This is a genomic window from Ruegeria sp. AL11 (genome assembly GCF_056540865.1).
In genome coordinates this window covers 179,163-194,842 of sequence record NZ_JBQFXO010000005.1, presented here as the reverse complement: position 1 = coordinate 194,842, position 15,680 = coordinate 179,163, and the positions used below count along the sequence as shown (strand labels likewise).

The window sequence follows — 15,680 nt, the reverse complement described above, 5'->3', positions numbered from 1 at the left end:
CGATCTAGAAAACCGGATCAGGATAGCCAACCCGCGCCAGATACAGCCCTTGCGGCGGGCAAACCGGCCCGCAGGCGGCACGGTCTTCGGCCTCTAGCGCGTCGCGCACATCCTCGGGCGACCACGTCCCCGCGCCAACACGTTCAAGCGTTCCCACAAAGCTGCGCACCTGATTGTGCAGGAATGACCGAGCGCGCACGTGAAAATGCACCTCGGGGCCAGAGAAGCCCTGCACCTGCTCCACCCGCAACTCATCCAGAGTTTTCACCGGACTAGCCGCCTGACAGATTGAGGATCGGAAAGTGGTGAAATCATGCCGCCCGATCAACATATTCGCGCCCGCCTGCATAGCCTCGACATCCAACTGATGGTTGATCTGCCAAACCTGCCCTTTGTCATGGGTCGCAGGCGCGCGGCGTATTAGAATGCGGAACAGGTATTGACGTTCAGCCGCCGTAAAACGCGCGTGCCAGTCATCATCGACCCGAGCAGCCTGTACAATCGCCACCGGCTGCGGCTTGAGGTGATAGTTCAACGCCTCGGACAGGCGGAACGGATCCCACTCCTTGACCAGATCGCAATGCGCCACTTGCCCCAGCGCATGCACACCCGCATCGGTGCGCCCTGCGGCAGCAATGGTGTGATCGCCCGGCTGGATGCGGGATAGGGCGTGCTCAATGGCCCCTTGCACCGAGGGCAGCTCTTTCTGGCGTTGCCATCCGGCAAACGGCTCCCCTTGGTATTCGACTTTCAAAGCATATCTGGGCATGGGCCGCTGGTAGCGCGCGACGCGCAAACGGGCAAGGGGGCGAAAGCGCTGGCATGTCCGGCAGCGGCTACCTATCTTGGGCGAAACGATTATTGCGGGGCGACAATTTGGTCATCTCATCCCTGGCAGACAGTCTTGTGCGCGGCGTCGAATCCATCGGCGACAGCGTGTCCGAGACGTTTTTCGAGCCTGTCATCCGTCTGGGCGTCACCGGTCTGGCGCGCTCAGGCAAGACGGTTTTCATCACGTCGCTGGTGGCAAACCTGCTGGACCGGGGCCGCATGAGCGGCCTGGTTGCGCAGCAAGAGGGGCGCATCAACGCGGCCTACTTGCAACCGCAGCCAGACGACACGGTCCCGCGGTTCGACTACGAATCTCACCTCTCCGACCTCACAGGCCCACAACCGCACTGGCCCGAAAGCACACGCGCCGTGTCCGAGCTGCGCCTGTCGTTCAAGGCGCGACCGGCCGGATTGCTGGCAGGGCTTCAGGGACCGCGCACCGTTCATCTGGACATCGTGGACTATCCCGGCGAGTGGCTTCTGGACCTCGCGCTGCTGGACAAATCCTACGCGGACTGGTCGCAGGAGACGCTGTCGCGCATCGTAAACCGTCCCGAGGCGGCCGAGTTTCTGGCGCAGGCTCGTGGCACCGATCTGACGGCAACGCATGACGAGCCGACCGCGCAGGCTCTGGCCGCTGCGTTCACGACCTATCTGAACACCGCGCGGGACGCTGGTTTCTACGACTGCACGCCGGGTCGTTTTTTGTTGCCGGGCGATCTGGCAGGCTCTCCGGTTCTGACTTTTGCGCCTTTGCCTGTGTCCGAACCCTCGCGCCGTCGCACCCTGCAGCGCGAGATGGAGCGGCGCTATGAGGCTTATAAATCTCAAGTGGTGAAGCCCTTCTTCCGCGATCATTTCTCACGCATCGACCGTCAGGTTGTGCTGGTCGATGCGTTGGGCGCAATCCACAAAGGCCCGCAAGCGGTCGAGGATATGCGCCGCGCCATGGGCGATATCCTCTCGGCCTTCCGTCCGGGGCGCAACGCGTGGCTCAGCCAGTTGTTGCTGGGCAAACGGGTTGAACGCATTCTGTTTGCAGCCACCAAAGCCGACCATCTGCACCACACGCAACACCCGCGCCTGACCGCGATCATGGAGGCCCTGACCCGTGAAGCACGGGATCGGGCGAGCTTCGCTGGTGCTGAAACGGCAGCCCTGTCGCTGGCCTCGCTGCGCGCCACGACCGAAGAAATGCGCAACCACAACGGAACGGAATTGCCCTGCGTTCGGGGAACACTATTGAACAGTGGCAAACAAGCTGCCTTCTACCCCGGAGAGCTGCCGAATGATCCATCCCATCTGCTCGGCCCGGCCCGAAACGGGGCCGAGGCGTGGCTTGGCGATGATTATGGTTTCATGGCTTTCGCCCCGGCCCAGTTGACGCTACGCCCGGGCGACGGCCCGCCGCATATCCGGTTGGACCGCGCCGCGCAGTTCCTGATCGGAGACCGGCTGTGACGGTTACCCTCCGCCCCGCCCGCAGCACCGATGCCGGTGCAACCGGGGAAATCTTGCACGGGTTTTCGCGTGAGAATGACTGGATTCCCGACCTCCACAGTTGCGCTGAGACCATCGCATTTTGCGGCCGTATGATTGATCAAAGCTGGGTTACAGTCGCTGAGGTCTCGGACACAGTGGTTGGATTTTTGGCCCTGAACGGAACGGATGTGCATTCCCTGTACTTGACGCCTGCTGCGCGCGGGCAGGGGATCGGCAAGCGGTTGCTCGATCATGCGAAGGCGCAGCACTCGCGGCTGACGCTGTTTGCATTTCAGGCCAACACCGGCGCTTGCAGGTTCTATGAACGCAACGGCTTTGCCGAGGTCGCCCGAAGCGACGGGGCGGACAACGATGAAAACCTGCCTGACATCAAATATGTCTGGCGTAGTGAAGGGGCAGAGAATGGCTAAAGGCCCGGTCCTGATCGACCTCGAAACAGATGAGCCCGCCGCCGACGTGGCCAAGGCCCCTCCGGTGCCTGATCTGGCGGTACCTCAAGGGCAGGCTATGCAAAGCGCGGCGCGATTTGCCGCCCGCAAACCCTCAGCCTTGGCGCGTTGGTTCTGGGGGTTGGCGCTGGCGGTAGTCGGGGCTGCGATTTCGGTCGCCGCATGGGATTTCGCGACCTCGCTGATCGCACGCGCGCCCATTCTGGGCTGGGTTGTCACCGGTTTGATCGCAGCTTTGGTCCTTGTTGCGCTGATCATCGCCGTCCGGGAACTGGCTGCAATTGGCCGCCTGTCCCGCGTTGACGGATTGCGCCGCGCAGCGGATGAGGCCTTGGCGGATGCTGATCTGACCAAGGCGCGCGCGGTCACGACCCGCCTGATTGCCTTCTACAAAGGCCGGGATGAGACCAAATGGGGCCGTGATCGGCTGTCCGAACGTATGTCAGAACAATTCGACGCCTCTGGCCTGTTGGCTTTGGCCGAGGATGAACTGCTGGCCCCGTTGGACGCCGCCGCAAGCCGTGAGGTTGAGGCAGCAGCCCGGCAGGTGGCTACGGTCACGGCCTTGGTGCCCCTGGCCCTTGCGGATGTGGTCACGGCCCTTGCGGCCTCGTTGCGAATGATCCGGCGGGTGGCCGAGATTTATGGTGGGCGGGCCGGGTTTCTGGGAAGCTGGCGCCTGACGCGCGCCGTTTTCGTGCATCTCGTGGCGACCGGTGCGGTGGCCGTCGGCGACGATCTGCTGGAGCCTGTTCTGGGTGGATCGGTCCTCAGTAAACTGTCGCGACGCTTTGGCGAAGGGTTGGTGAACGGTGCCCTTAGCGCCCGCGTCGGGGTGGCCGCGATGGAAGTGTGTCGACCCTTGCCCTTCTCAGATCGTCACAAACCGTCGGTCCGCACAATGATCAAAAGGGCGTTGCAGGGGCTGTTCAGTAAGACTTGATCTGACGCAAGGCGGGATGGCATGCAATTCGTCACAGTGAATGTGACAGAAAGCGAGCCATGACAGATCACGGTCACAGCCAGCAGGAAATCGAACAGAGAATAAGTGACCCGCCCGGGCGGGGCGTTTTGCGTGACATCGTCTACGGCGGCATCGATGGCTCGGTCACCACATTCGCGATTGTCGCAGGCGTTTTAGGCGCCGGGTTGTCCTCGTTCGTAATTGTTGCTCTGGGCTTGGCCAATGTGCTGGCCGACGGGTTTTCGATGGCCGTTGGCAACTATTCGGGCACCAAGGCCGAACTGGACAATATCAAACGCATTCGAGCAATCGAAAAGCGTCACATCGCGCTCTACCCGGATGGCGAGCGCGATGAGGTGCGCGAGATCCTTGCGCAGAAGGGTTTGTCCGGACAGGTGTTGGAGGATGCGACAGAGGCTATCACCGCGGACCGCGAAAACTGGATCAACCTGATGATCGAGGGCGAATACGGGCTTGGCAGCGTCGATCCGCATCCGGTGAAGGCTGCGATGGCCACGTTTCTGGCCTTTCTGGTGGCCGGGATGGTTCCTCTGCTGCCGTTTCTGCTGGCTCTGGACAACGCTTTCACTCTCTCTGTCTGCATGACCATGGGGGTGTTTTTTGCCATCGGAGCGCTGAAAAGCCGGTGGTCGCTGACTCCGTGGTGGCGCTCGGGGCTGGAGACGTTTGCCATCGGCGGTGCAGCGGCCATGATTGCCTATTTCGTGGGGTCGTTGTTTCACCCTTAGCCCGATGATGTAGCGCCATTCGTCGCATAGGGCGGAGCCTCTGGACCATCGGGCATGGGCGGCTTATAAGCGCCCCCATGCATGACCAGATGGCCATCATTATTCGAATTATATCCCCGGCGCTCTGACCCTTTGAGACGCCGGGCAAAGGTGTTTGAGACTTCGCACCGACCGCTTCGATCCTAGTACGACCAGATCATCCAAAGGACGCCCCCAATGTGCGCCGACACGATCCAGACACCCGACTACAAAGACACGCTGAACCTACCCAAGACCGAATTCCCCATGCGCGCTGGATTGCCCAAGCGCGAACCAGCATGGCTGGAGCGTTGGGAAAAGATCGGCGTCTACGACCGCCTGCGCGAGAAAGAAGGCCGTAAGCCTTTCACCCTGCATGACGGCCCACCCTACGCGAACGGTCACCTCCATATCGGCCACGCGCTGAACAAGACGATCAAGGACATGATCGTGCGATCGCATCAGATGATGGGTTTCGACGCGCGCTATGTGCCCGGTTGGGACTGTCACGGTCTGCCCATCGAATGGAAGATCGAGGAACAGTACCGCAAGAAGGGCAAGAACAAGGACGAGGTGAACATCGTCGACTTCCGTCAGGAGTGCCGCAAGTTCGCAGAAGGCTGGATCGACATCCAGCGCGAAGAGTTCAAGCGCCTGGGCATCACTGGCAACTGGCCCGATCCCTACATCACGATGGACTACCATGCCGAGGCGGTGATCGCCGACGAGTTTATGAAGTTCCTGATGAACGGCACGCTCTATCAGGGTTCGAAGCCGGTTATGTGGTCGCCCATCGAAAAGACCGCTCTGGCCGAGGCCGAGGTTGAGTATCACGACAAGGAAAGCTTCACCATCTGGGTGAAGTTCAAGGTCGTGAATGCCGGTGATTTGAATGACGCATTTGTTGTGATCTGGACCACGACCCCTTGGACCATGCCGTCGAACAAGGCGGTCGTGTATGGCAAGGACATCTCTTACGGCCTCTACGAAGTCATCGGCGCGCCCGAGGAATGCTGGGCCGCCGTTGGTGACAAGTTCCTGCTGGCTGACAATCTGGCCGCGGATGTGCTGGGCCGCGCGCGTCTGAACGACGACCAGTGGACCCGCGTCCGTGACGTGACCAGCGATGAGCTGGCAGGTGTCCAACTGACCCACCCACTGGCCGGCGCCGAGGGCGGCAACGGTGAATGGGATGACATCCGCGACTTCCGCGCCGCTGAGTTCGTGACCGATACCGAAGGGACCGGCTTCGTCCACTGTGCGCCGTCGCACGGGATGGAGGAGTTCGAACTCTATCGCGATCTGGGCATGCTCGAGCAGGTCATCACTTATAACGTGATGGACGACGGCTCGTTCCGCGCCGATCTGCCGTTCTTTGGTGGCAAATACATTCTGTCCCGCAAGGGCGGTGAGGGTGACGCCAACAAAGCGGTCATCGACAAGCTGGTCGAGGTTGGCGGGTTGCTGGCGCGTGGCAAGATCAAGCACAGCTATCCGCATTCGTGGCGCTCGAAGGCTCCGATCATCTATCGCAACACGCCGCAATGGTTTGCATCCGTTGACCGCAAGCTGGACGATGGCATGGGTGAGATGGGCGACACCATCCGCGAACGCGCCCTGCGGTCCATCGACGAGCTGGTGAAATGGACGCCGCAGACAGGCCGCAACCGTCTGTATTCGATGATCGAGGCGCGCCCGGACTGGGTTCTGTCGCGTCAGCGCGCCTGGGGTGTTCCGCTGACCTGCTTCACAAAGAAGGGCGCTATGCCCACCGACGCGGATTACCTGCTGCGCAACGCGGACCTCAACACGCGCATCAAAGCGGCGTTCGAGAAAGACGGCGCGGATATCTGGTACACTGAAGGCTTCAAAGAGCAGGTGCTGGATGGCATCGCCAACCCTGAGGATTACGATCAGGTGTTCGACGTGCTGGACGTGTGGTTCGACTCCGGCTCGACCCACGCCTTCGTTCTGCGCGACCGTGAGGACGGCACCGAAGACGGCATCGCCGATGTCTATATGGAAGGCACCGACCAGCACCGCGGTTGGTTCCACTCGTCGATGCTGCAAGCTTGCGGAACCAAGGGCCGTGCGCCCTACCGCAATGTGGTGACCCATGGCTTCACGCTGGATGCCAAGGGCAACAAGATGTCCAAATCATTGGGCAACACCATCGTGCCGGAGGAGGTCGTCAAGCAATACGGCGCCGATATCCTGCGCCTGTGGGTGGCTCAAACCGACTATACCGCCGACCAGCGGATCGGACCGGAAATCCTGAAGGGCACCGCTGACAGCTATCGCCGTCTGCGCAACACCATGCGGTTCATGCTGGGTTCGCTGGCCGACTTCACTGAAGCCGACCGTGTCGCGCCCGAAGATATGCCGCGTCTGGAACGCTGGGTCCTCAGCCGTTTGGCGGATCTGGATGAGCAGGTAAGAAAAGGCTACGCAGAGTTCGATTTCCAAGGCGTTTTCAGCGCGGTCTTCACCTTTGCCACGGTTGATTTGTCGTCCTTCTACTTCGACGTCCGCAAGGACGCGCTGTATTGCGATGGCGACAGCCTGCGTCGCCGCGCTGCGCGCACCGTGCTGGATATCCTGTTCCACCGCCTGACCACATGGCTGGCGCCAGTTCTGGTGTTCACCATGGAAGAGGTCTGGTTGGAGCGGTTCCCAAGCGACGACAGTTCGGTCCATCTGGTGGATTTCCCGGAGACACCGGCGGATTGGCGTGATGCCGAGTTGGAAGAGGCCGTTGCCAAGGTCCGCCGCGTGCGTCGCGCTGTGACGGCAGCGCTAGAGGTTCAGCGTCAGGATAAGGTGATCGGATCCAGCCTGGAGGCTGCTCCGATTGTGCATGTCGAAGATCAGGACACTGTTGCGCTGTTGGCGAGTTTTGATGTGGACGATCTTTGCATCACCTCGGGCTTGACGGTCTCCAAGGATCCGGCCCCGGCCGAAGCCTTCCGCGTGCCCGAGATTGAAGGCGTTGGTGTGGTATTCGAAAAGGCGGAAGGCGACAAATGCCAGCGGTGCTGGAAGATTCTGCCCGACGTGGGACGGCATAGTCATGCGGGCGTCTGTGGGCGCTGCGATGAAGCACTGAGCTGAAGTACCTGTTGAGTGCGGTGGACGGAGTCTTTCGCGAGGCTCTGCCTCGCGCTCCGAGGTATTTATTAAACAGAAGAAGAGGCGGGCGCGGCGCGTTATGGGTTGCGCTTTGCCTGCAAAGGCTGGCAGCCTTCGCTCATGCCGATGATTGCAGTACGGACCCAATTTGGGTGTCTTGGGGTTGAGGAACAGGACGGGGCGATTACGCGTCTTGTGTGGGGCGGCGTGAGCGACGGGCCCGAGACACCTTTGTTGCGTGAAGCGGCGGCACAGTTGAAGGCCTATGATGACGGGCGGCTTGAGCGGTTCGATCTGCCTTATCATATTTCAGGGTCCGAGTTTCAGCGGCAGGTTTGTGATTTGATGTACGCGATCCCGCTCGGCGAGACCCGCACTTATGGGGATATCGCCAGGGAACTGGGGCAGCCGCCTCAGCCGGTGGGGCAGGCCTGTGGGGCGAACCCGATCCCTGTCATCATTCCGTGCCATCGTGTTCTGGCGGCCAATGGGTTGGGCGGGTTCTCAGGCGTTGGCGGGGTTGAGACCAAAGTGGCCCTGTTGCTGCACGAAAAGGCGGCGGGTCTGTTGATCTGATCGGTGAAAACCTGTTGCATTCCAACGTCTCGAGCCTCACCTTGTTTCAAAAGGAGAGTTCGAAGGATCCCATTGAATGACCGACCAAGCAGAACGCGCCGCAGAAAAGAAAGCCATCATTGACCGCCTGATGTCGCTGGAGGCGCAGGAACTGGCCACGGCCCAGGCACATTACGACGCCTTTCTGAAAGATGCCCAACTGGATGATCGAGAGGGGCATGACAAGGATGATATCGCAGCCTCGCGCGAGAATGCGGACCTTGCAGCGGCGTTCGACGCGCCGGTACATGCGCATCATGCCAAGATCGACGTGATCGAAAACACCAATTTCGGTATCACTGATACGGTTCAGCCCGGCGCGGTCATCAAGTTCAACAATCGCCGTTTTGTTGTTTGCGTCTCGACCACTCGGTTTGATGTGGACGGCAAGACCTATATGGGTATCTCAACCCAGAGCCCGATTTATCTGGCCATGATTGGCCTGCAGGCTGGCGACGTCTTCACCCATAACGGGACTGAGTTTGAGGTTCAGGACGTTTTGTAATCCGCGCTTTTGCGTTGCGGAATGATCTGCTGCGCAATGCCTGCGAAGACCAGGTACAGGCTGGTCACAACCAGCCCCCAATGCGCCCAGCTTTCCGGGTGGAAATCAACCCAGGCCGCCCATCCTGCAAAGAAGGTCCAGGCCAGTGCCATGGGCAGGGTCACGTTGCGCCAACGCTCAGTGCGGACAGGGTGGACGAATTTCAGCGGCAGGAACATGGCTATAGCCAAAAGGGTTACCAGGACAAGGCTGACCCAGAAGTTCGGCTCGAGCGCGAAGATCACAATGACAAACATGTTCCAGCATCCGGGGAAGCCGGAGAACGAGTTGTCCTTGGTCTTCATCCGCGTGTCGGCAAAGTACATGGCGCTGGCGAATGTGATGACGATGATCGCAAACCATCCGGTCCAGCCATCCATCAAGCCGGATTTGAACAGCGCGTAGGCCGGTATGAACACATAGGTCAGGTAGTCGATGATCAGATCCAACAGGACACCATCAAATTCGGGCGCGTTCTTCTTGACGTGATAGTGGCGGGCCAAGGGGCCGTCGATGCCGTCGACGATGAAGGACACCACAAGCCACAGGTACATCAGGCTCCATTTTTCATCCACGGCCGCCAGCATGGCGAGCATGGCGAAAACGGCTCCGGTTGCGGTGAAAAGATGAACGGCAAGCGCTTTGAATCTAAGTGTCATGCCCGTGTCATGAAGGATGTGAGGGGCAGATGCAAAGCAAAAAGACAGTTTGGTTGCAAGGACATTGAGGATGCCGTGCTTTTGAACCTCAGGCCTTTGGGTGGGCGCGGTTGTACACCTCCATCAGGCGGGCAGTATCGACGGCCGTGTAGGTCTGGGTGGTGGATAGAGAGGCGTGGCCCAGAAGCTCTTGAATCGCGCGCAGGTCCCCACCGGCTGAGAGCAGATGCGTAGCAAAACTATGCCGCATGGCATGTGGCGTCGCGGTCGCGGGTAGGCCGAGCTGCATGCGGGCCTTCGACATAACCTCTTGTATCACGCGGGGATTTAGCGCTCCGCCCCGGACACCGCGAAACAGGGCAAGGTTGTCTGATTTCGGGTGCGGGCAGAGTTGGAGATAGTGGTCCACCGCTTCGCGCGCGGCTGGAAGAACCGGGACGATCCTTTCTTTGTCGCCTTTGCCTGTAATGCGCAGGGTTGCTGGCAGGGGGGCATCTGCGCCGGTCAGAGACAGCGCCTCGGAGATGCGCAATCCGCAGCCGTAGAGCAGCGTGACAACAGCCACATCACGGGCTGAGATCCAGTCATTGCTGGATTGCAGCTCGACCGTTTCGATCATGGCGCGAGCTGCGTCCTCGGCCAAAGGGCGGGGCAGCTTTTTGGTGAATTTCGGCGCGCGGGTTGAAAGAACGGCAGTTGGCTCGAACCCTTCACGCTCGGCCAGCCAACGGTAGAAGCTTTTGACGGCTGATAGTTTTCGGGCCAGAGAGCGCGCGCCCACACCGCTTTGGCGTTGATCGGCCATCCAAGCGCGCATGTCCGAGACAGAAATGCGTTCGAGCGCGGCGATGCCCTGGCGGTCCCCATGGTGAAGGGTCATGAACGACAGGAAATCAGTCACATCCCCGCGATAGGCGTTTTGGGTGTTCTGAGACCGCCCTGCCAGCGCGCCCAGGCTCTCCAACCAATGTTGGAGCGCATCTCGGCAAGCTGGCGAAATCAGGCTCACGACAGCCAGTGGCGCATCGAGCGTTCGAACACGCCAGCAAAGAACGACAGTAGATCGGTGCCAAGTTGCGGCGTGAAATGCCTCGGGTCCGAGGCCCCCATGACAATCAGACCGGGCAGGCGACCGGGGCCGAGATCTAGCTTCAGGCAGGCTTCTGACCTGAGTTGAGCGGCAAGAGTGCCAAATACCCGTTGGTTGGGCTTCTGGATTTCGCGCAAGATGACGTCGCGCGCAGGACCGCCGCGATCATAGGTGAGGTATTGGTCGATAAAGCCGGGTTCGACAACGGTCAGCGTGCCGCCCAGCTTGTCGATGGCGGGATCGTCCATAAGGGCGGTGGTTTCAAGCACTAGTGTGATGCGCTGGACCCGCAGGATTTCGGCGACATCCTGGCCGAGGACGCGCAGGAAGTCTTCGAACTCGACCGGTTCCAGAAGCCGCAGAATGGCGCGGTGGACCTGATTGGTCCCAGCCAGGTTTTCATAGGCTGCGGCGATAACAGACCGATGCGTGTCTTCCAAGCGGTCCAGTCTGGCCTCGAGCCGTTGCATGGCGATGCCGCGCAGGTCGATGACGTTGTCGCCTCGGGCCTGTTCATTGGCGTCTACCAGTGCCTGCATCAGATCTTTGTCATCCAGCAAAGCATCAGGCTTGGCCAGAATCGCGGCTCGGAGGTTGTCCTCGAGTTTTGCGTTGCTGCTCATGTCCCGTCCGGTCGTTTTTTGTTTTGGTGGCTTATAGCACGGCCAACCGGAATTACCTCGGGAAAAATGCACGTCAGGGTGGATTTCGTTTTGCGCTGTGTCCGGAGCGCTCCCGCCTGTTTGGCGCCGATCAAAGATCAGCCCCGCACAGTTGGGCCGGGCGCGGTGCCGACAGGCACCGCGCGGTCGTGCAAAGGGTCAGAGGATTTTCTGACCGGTTTTGGCCCAGTCTGCCAGGAAGGTTTCCAGACCTTTATCTGTCAGCGGGTGGTCGGCCAGTTTCTTGATCACGGCGGGCGGTGCGGTGATCACGTCGGCACCGATGCGCGCGCTGTCGGTCACGTGGTTCACGGTACGGATCGAGGCGGCGAGGATTTCGGTTTCGAACCCGTAGTTGTCGTAGATCTGGCGGATATCGGCGATCAGGTCCATGCCGTCGAGGTTGATATCGTCCAGACGGCCAATAAAGGGTGAGATGAAGGTTGCGCCTGCCTTGGCGGCCAAAAGCGCCTGATTGGCCGAAAAGCACAGGGTCACGTTAACCATCTGGCCTTCGTCGCTGAGGGTTTTGCAGGTTTTCAAACCGGCCCATGTCAGCGGTACTTTCACGGCGATGTTTGGCGCGATCTTGGCCAGCTTGCGGCCTTCCGCGATCATATCGTCGGCCTCGGTGGCGACAACTTCGGCGGACACGGGGCCGTCGACCAGATCACAGATCTCTTTGGTGACTTCCAGAATGTCGCGGCCTGATTTCAGGATCAGCGAAGGGTTGGTGGTGACGCCGTCCACCATGCCCAGGTCGTTCAGTTCGGCAATGGCGTCGATCTCGGCAGTGTCTACGAAGAATTTCATGCGGGCAGTCCTTTGATGGGTTGGCCTTGGTCGCGGATGGCTTTACCTCAAAGAGACCCCTGCTGGAACCCCCTGCATAGGATATGCTGTGAGCGCTAACGGATTTTTCGATGAAGGAGAGCTGGTTGCGGTGCTGACCACGCAGCCGCTGGACCGGACGTTGGATTACAAAGCGCCCGAAGGTGGGTGCTTTTTAGGCGCGTTTGTCGAGGTGCCATTGGGGCCGCGCAAGGTGCTGGGCGTGGTTTGGGGGCCGGGGCAGGGCGGGTTCGATCTGGCCAAGGCGCGGTCCGTGATCCGGGTACTTGAAGTTGCACCCATGCGCGAAGAGATGCGGGTGTTTCTGGGGAAAGTGGCGGACTACACGCTGACACCGATGCCTGCGATGCTGCGCCTTGCAACCCGCGCGCCGGGCTTGGGGGATCCGCCCTCGATGCGTAAGGTCTACCGGTTGGGTGCATCTGAACCGGATCGGATGACCGATGCCCGCACCCGGGTGCTTGAGGTGTTGAAAGAGTATGGCGGGCTGGCCTTCACCTTGAAGGAACTGGCCGAGCAGGCCGGGGTAACCACCTCTGTCGTCAAGGGGTTGGTCAAACTGGGCGCGGTTCGGGAAGAGGACAGCCCGCGCGATTTACCATACCCCCATCTCGATCCCGAGTTGCCCGGTAAAGACCTGACCGAGGATCAGGCGGCAGCCGTGGCGCGGCTGCAGGCGGGCCAGCGGACCGGCACCTACGGCACAACGCTGCTGAAAGGTGTGACCGGTTCGGGCAAGACGGAGGTCTATCTTGAGGCCATCGCCGAAGCTCTGCGCATGGGGCGGCAGGCGCTGGTTCTGCTGCCTGAGATTGCGCTGACGGCCGAATTTCTAACCCGAGTCGAGGCCCGGTTTGGTGCCCGCCCGGCTGAGTGGCATTCAGGGGCTACGATGACCGAGCGTCGCCGGGTCTGGCGGATGGTCGGGCAGGGCGAGGCGCAACTTGTCGTGGGTGCGCGCTCGGCCCTGTTCCTGCCATTCCGTGACTTGGGTCTGGTTGTGGTCGATGAGGAGCACGATACCTCGTACAAACAGGAAGACGGCGTGCACTACAGCGCGCGGGACATGGCAGTTCTGCGCTCGGCCATTTGCGGCGGGCGAGTGATTCTGGCCAGCGCGACGCCCTCGCTGGAAAGCTGGGCCAATGCCGAGGCGGGCAAGTATGAGCGGCTGGATCTGACCTCGCGCTTCGGGGCGGCGGTGCTGCCCGAGATGAAGCCGATCGACATGCGGGCCGAGCAAATGCAGACCGGGACGTGGATTTCTCCGTCCTTGCGGCAGGCGGTGCGGCAGCGGATCGAAAAGGGTGAACAGTCACTGCTGTTCATCAATCGCCGGGGCTATGCGCCGGTGACCTTGTGCCGGGCTTGTGGGGAACAGATTGCCTGCGATCACTGCGACGCGCGGATGGTCGAGCACCGGTTCCTCAAGCGCCTGATGTGCCATCAATGCGGCGAGACCAAACCGATGCCAGATACTTGCCCGTCTTGCGGGGTCGAAGGGAAACTGGCCCCGGTCGGCCCGGGGATCGAACGGCTGGCGGAAGAGGCCGAGGCGACTTTCCCCGAGGCCAAGATCGCAATGCTCAGCTCCGACTTGTTCGGCTCGGCCCGTGCGTTGAAGGCCAAGATCGAAGAGATCGCCGACGGGGATGCGGATATCGTCATCGGCACGCAGCTGGTGGCCAAGGGGCACAACTTTCCCAGGCTGACGCTGGTGGGGGTCATTGATGCCGATCTCAGCCTGCATGGCGCAGATTTGCGCGCGGCAGAACGGACGTTTCAACTGATGCGACAGGTGGCGGGGCGTGCGGGGCGCGCGGAAAAGCCGGGGCAGGCGCTGTTGCAGACGTTTCAGCCCGAGCATCCGGTGATCCGCGCCATTCTATCGGGTGATGAAGAAGGCTTCTGGAAAGCCGAGGCCGCTGGTCGACAGGCCGCTGGTGTGCCGCCCTATGGGCGCATGGCGGGGATCGTGCTGTCTGGCCCCGAGGTCGCTCCGGTCTTCGATATCGGCAATGCGATGGCGCGCAATGATGCGCCGCTGCGCGAGATTGGCGCTCAGGTCTTTGGTCCGGCCCCTGCGCCGATTGCCCGCATCCGGGGCAGGCATCGCGTACGCCTTTTGGTCAAGGCCCCCAAGGGCGCGCCCATTCAGGACGCCATCGCCCGCTGGATCGCGCCGCTGCGCCTGAAAGGGGATATCCGCCTGACCGTCGATATCGACCCGCAGAACTTTTACTGACCTCTGCACAGGCGCAGAGCGGATGTGCGCTGGGATCTCTCCTCTCGCCAAAGCGCAAAAATCGGCGTAGAGGGAGTCGCATGTTGAAACCCATGCCACTTTCCGAGGCGCAAAGCCTGCCGTTCTGGCGGCGCCCGATCACGCTGCTGTTCATGATGGCGTTGACCATGCCCATTGCCTTCAATGGGTGGAGCGCGCTGTTGAACAACTTCGTCATCGAAGTGGCGAATTTCGATGGCGCAGATATTGGCTTGTTGCACACTGTGCGGGAAATACCGGGTTTTCTGGCCGTCGGTGTGATCGCTGTGATCATCTTTGTGCGGGAGCAGGTGCTGGCCATGATCTCGCTGATGATGCTGGGCGTGGCGACGGCGGTGACTGCATGGTTCCCAAGCCTTGGTGGGCTGCTATTCGTAACGCTCTTTAGCTCGATCGGATTTCACTACTACGAGACGGTCAACCAGTCGTTGCAGTTGCAATGGCTACCAAAGGACCGTGCGCCACAGATTCTGGGATGGCTTGTGGCGATGGGCTCGGCGGCGACGGCAGTGGTCTATGGGTTGATCGTCCTGACCTGGGATCGGTTCGACCTGTCCTATAACTTCGTCTTCATGATGGCGGGCGGTGCGACGGCGCTGTTGGCTCTGTTTTGCCTGCTGGCCTATCCGCAATTCGACGCGCCGACGCCGCAGACCAAAAAGCTGATTCTGCGCAAACGCTATTGGCTGTATTACGCGCTGCAATTCATGGCAGGCGCGCGCCGTCAGATCTTTGTGGTGTTCGCGGGCTTCATGATGGTCGAGAAATTCGGGTTCGAGGTCCACGAACTCACCAGCCTATATCTGATCAACCTCGTGATCAACATGGCTGCGGCTCCGATGCTGGGCAAAGCGGTGTCCAAATTTGGCGAGCGTCGGACATTGATCTTCGAATACGCCGGGCTTGCGATTGTCTTCGCAGCCTATGGTGGCATCTACTGGTTTGGGTGGGGCGTAGTTCTGGCCGCGACCCTATATGTGATCGATCATGTGCTGTTCGCGCTGGCTTTGGCCTTGAAAACCTACTTCCAGAAAATCGCCGATCCCGCCGATATCGCACCAACGGCCGCTGTGGCGTTCACCATCAACCATATCGCCGCGGTGTTTCTGCCTGCGCTGCTTGGGCTGCTTTGGGTGGCCTCACCCGGTGCGGTGTTTGCGCTGGCGGCGGCAATGGCGATGATCTCGCTTGCTCTGTCTCTGTTGATCCCGCGCCATCCTGAGCCGGGCAATGAGACCATCCTGACCAAATACGCGCCGGCACCCGCCGAATAGGCGCAAGAGCTTGACCTTGGCGGGCCCACGCCCTAGGCGCTGTCCTGACCCAGACAG

At 60.8% G+C, this 15,680-nt stretch carries 14 protein-coding genes; 9 read left to right on the top strand and 5 right to left on the bottom strand.

The genetic code is table 11. From position 1 onward, the window contains the following. Nucleotides 1–4: 4 nt before the first annotated feature. The gene (truA, locus tag ACR0IP_RS10145) at nucleotides 5–769 is read right to left on the bottom strand and encodes a tRNA pseudouridine(38-40) synthase TruA (protein WP_170676998.1); all 765 of its coding nucleotides are present in this window, start codon (nucleotides 767–769) and stop codon (nucleotides 5–7) included. Nucleotides 770–876: 107 nt separating this feature from the next. On the opposite strand from truA, the gene ACR0IP_RS10140 reads away from it, so the two are divergent. From ACR0IP_RS10140 to ACR0IP_RS10110, 7 genes are all read left to right on the top strand, one after another. After that, nucleotides 877–2,292: a YcjX family GTP-binding protein gene (locus ACR0IP_RS10140; protein ID WP_170677000.1), complete on the top strand. Its 1,416-nt coding sequence runs from the start codon at nucleotides 877–879 to the stop codon at nucleotides 2,290–2,292. Continuing rightward, nucleotides 2,289–2,744: a GNAT family N-acetyltransferase gene (locus ACR0IP_RS10135; protein WP_170677002.1), complete on the top strand. Its 456-nt coding sequence runs from the start codon at nucleotides 2,289–2,291 to the stop codon at nucleotides 2,742–2,744. Before ACR0IP_RS10140 ends, ACR0IP_RS10135 begins: the two co-directional genes overlap by 4 nt. After that, entirely contained in the window at nucleotides 2,737–3,726 is a 990-nt protein-coding gene (locus tag ACR0IP_RS10130) for a YcjF family protein (protein ID WP_170377765.1), read from the top strand. The genes ACR0IP_RS10135 and ACR0IP_RS10130 overlap by 8 nt, the downstream gene beginning before the upstream one ends. A gap of 59 nt (nucleotides 3,727–3,785) precedes the next feature. After that, nucleotides 3,786–4,496: a VIT1/CCC1 transporter family protein gene (locus ACR0IP_RS10125; protein ID WP_480525326.1), complete on the top strand. Its 711-nt coding sequence runs from the start codon at nucleotides 3,786–3,788 to the stop codon at nucleotides 4,494–4,496. A 216-nt stretch (nucleotides 4,497–4,712) separates the two neighbouring features. Then, a complete protein-coding gene (gene ileS, locus ACR0IP_RS10120; RefSeq protein WP_480525325.1) occupies nucleotides 4,713–7,625 on the top strand; it encodes an isoleucine--tRNA ligase in 2,913 nt (970 codons plus the stop codon). 138 nt (nucleotides 7,626–7,763) lie between these two features. Further along, a complete protein-coding gene (locus tag ACR0IP_RS10115; RefSeq protein WP_480525323.1) occupies nucleotides 7,764–8,219 on the top strand; it encodes a methylated-DNA--[protein]-cysteine S-methyltransferase in 456 nt (151 codons plus the stop codon). A gap of 76 nt (nucleotides 8,220–8,295) precedes the next feature. After that, entirely contained in the window at nucleotides 8,296–8,763 is a 468-nt protein-coding gene (locus ACR0IP_RS10110; protein ID WP_170377775.1) for a hypothetical protein, read from the top strand. Here the strand turns inward: ACR0IP_RS10110 and ACR0IP_RS10105 are convergent. From ACR0IP_RS10105 to fsa, 4 genes are all read right to left on the bottom strand, one after another. After that, nucleotides 8,748–9,461 (bottom strand): CDP-alcohol phosphatidyltransferase family protein, encoded by a 714-nt coding sequence (locus ACR0IP_RS10105; protein WP_170691115.1) that lies wholly within the window; start codon nucleotides 9,459–9,461, stop codon nucleotides 8,748–8,750. The two genes, ACR0IP_RS10110 and ACR0IP_RS10105, sit on opposite strands and share 16 nt — an antisense overlap. 88 nt (nucleotides 9,462–9,549) lie before the next feature. Further along, nucleotides 9,550–10,470: a tyrosine recombinase XerC gene (locus tag ACR0IP_RS10100; protein ID WP_170691117.1), complete on the bottom strand. Its 921-nt coding sequence runs from the start codon at nucleotides 10,468–10,470 to the stop codon at nucleotides 9,550–9,552. Next, complete coding sequence (locus ACR0IP_RS10095) at nucleotides 10,467–11,174, bottom strand: DUF484 family protein (protein WP_480525320.1); 708 nt, start codon at nucleotides 11,172–11,174, stop codon at nucleotides 10,467–10,469. Before ACR0IP_RS10095 ends, ACR0IP_RS10100 begins: the two co-directional genes overlap by 4 nt. A 198-nt stretch (nucleotides 11,175–11,372) precedes the next feature. Then, nucleotides 11,373–12,026, bottom strand: coding sequence for a fructose-6-phosphate aldolase (gene fsa / locus ACR0IP_RS10090; protein ID WP_475208555.1), 654 nt, complete (start codon nucleotides 12,024–12,026; stop codon nucleotides 11,373–11,375). 88 nt (nucleotides 12,027–12,114) lie between these two features. Between fsa and ACR0IP_RS10085 the strand changes: the two genes are divergently transcribed. After that, entirely contained in the window at nucleotides 12,115–14,310 is a 2,196-nt protein-coding gene (locus tag ACR0IP_RS10085) for a primosomal protein N' (protein ID WP_480525318.1), read from the top strand. Nucleotides 14,311–14,390: 80 nt separating this feature from the next. After that, a complete protein-coding gene (locus ACR0IP_RS10080) occupies nucleotides 14,391–15,623 on the top strand; it encodes an MFS transporter (protein ID WP_170477551.1) in 1,233 nt (410 codons plus the stop codon). The last annotated feature ends 57 nt before the right edge of the window (nucleotides 15,624–15,680 follow it).